The 988-nt window shown below is 57.2% G+C and carries 1 pseudogene; it reads left to right on the top strand.

From position 1 onward, the window contains the following. Positions 1-128: 128 nt before the first annotated feature. A pseudogene (locus ACLFKU_RS43600) lies at positions 129-605 on the top strand (IS110 family transposase); the annotation flags it as partial. Between the last annotated feature and the right edge of the window lie 383 nt (positions 606-988).

Below are 988 nucleotides of genomic sequence, written 5' to 3'. Positions count from 1 at the left end.
GTGGCTCCAATACGCCGATCATCGAGTGGCCCGATTGCGCCGATCATGCACTGGCTCGATTGCGGCGATCATCCGGTGGCTCGATTACGCCGATCCCGGAATGGCTCGAATATGCCGGTCAGTGACAACAGCTGCGTCGCATCAACCTGTTTGAGGAAGATATCAATCAACTCGAGAAACGGATGGGCGCCTGGCAGAAACACGAAGCGGCATGTCGAGCAATCTCCGAGGTGCCGGGTATCGGCCGCCTGACTGCAACGGCCTTGGTGGCAACAATCGGAGATGCGAAGACATTCAGGTCGGGGCGCGAGTTTGCAGCGTTTCTGGGGCTTGTTCCTCGGCAGAATGGTACAGGCGGAAAGATCCGGCTAGGCTCGATCTCAAGGCGAGGCGACCCATACCTGCGTACGTTGTTGATCCATGGGGCGCGTTCCGTACTGTGTCACGCCAAGGTCCCAACTGCCTGGCAAAAGGCGATGCAGGCACGACGTCCAGCAAATGTAGTGGCGGTGGCCTTGGCAAACAAAATGGCACGAATCGCCTGGGCGATCCTCGCTCACGAGACTCCATACGAAGCGCATCATGTGAGCAACAGACCTACATAGCAGCATGGGCAAGTTGAAGCGTTTGAGGAACTGGTAGGTTGCTAGGGTTGATTTCAATGTGATGGCGAGACAGGTCGGACCGCAGGAACGCAAACCTGAACACAGTCTTGTGCTTCAAGCACGTGGCCGAGATGAGGACGTTCCTGGCGCATTCCATCAGGGCCCGCGGGCTTCGGCTTGCAAAAGGCCGCATATAAGACCGCAGCCGATACCTCGTTCACGTATCACACAAGATCGACTTGGCAAACCGGGCGGTGTCCATAGTGTGCTACGAATGCAAGCGCAGCGGTTGCGTGAGCAATGCTTTGTTGAAGATGAGGGCGGGCCCCTCGAAGTCGGCTTGCAGGAGTTGGCTTCAAATCACCTCAAGCTGCGCGGGTAAA

It is taken from the genome of Paraburkholderia sp. EG304 (assembly GCF_046543485.1).
GTDB classification, from domain to species: Bacteria; Pseudomonadota; Gammaproteobacteria; order Burkholderiales; family Burkholderiaceae; genus Paraburkholderia; species Paraburkholderia youngii.
Note: the sequence above shows the minus strand (reverse complement) of the source record. Positions and strands in the feature narration are given on the sequence as shown.